Source organism: Mesorhizobium sp. M7A.F.Ca.ET.027.03.2.1 (assembly GCF_003999175.1).
Lineage (GTDB): Bacteria > Pseudomonadota > Alphaproteobacteria > Rhizobiales > Rhizobiaceae > Mesorhizobium.
Genome location: NZ_RZOM01001881.1, coordinates 1 through 472, shown reverse-complemented (window position 1 = coordinate 472; position 472 = coordinate 1). Strand labels below are relative to the sequence as shown.

1 protein-coding gene is annotated in these 472 nt (G+C 62.9%); it reads right to left on the bottom strand.

Annotation, left to right across the window (positions count from 1 at the left end):
* On the bottom strand, positions 1 to 470 hold a 470-nt coding region (locus EN750_RS38580), incomplete at its 3' end, for a phosphotransferase family protein (protein ID WP_145968404.1).
* Between the last annotated feature and the right edge of the window lie 2 nt (positions 471 to 472).

The following is a 472-nucleotide window of genomic DNA, read 5'->3' as shown; positions in this document are numbered from 1 at the left end:
TTTCCCGGCCGCCCGAGATCGCCGAGCCCCACTGTCCCGACATCGATCTCGTGCAGCGCCGCGAGGGTTTCGTTCATGGCATCGTATATGGCGGCGCGTTCTTCGTTGTCGCCTGCCTCCGGCAGCGCCGGATCCCAGAAAATGCGGCCGTCCAGGAAATCCATCACGTAAAACATGCGGCCGATGGGCGAGTCTTCCGCCGACAGATGCAGCATGGCAGGCACGGGCACGGCGGTGCCGGCAAGCGCGCTCATCACCCTGAATTCGCGGTCGACCTGATGCGCCGATTTCAGCAATTGCCCCGGCGGCTTGGCGCGCAGCACGTAACGGCCGCTTGCCGCCGTCAAAAGGTAAGTCGGGTTCGATTGGCCGGATTTGAACTTCTCGACTGCTGCAAGCTCGGAAAAGCCCGGTATGTTCGCCTCGAGGTAAGGCGCAAGCGCTGCCTGGTCGAGTACGGGATCACTCATGC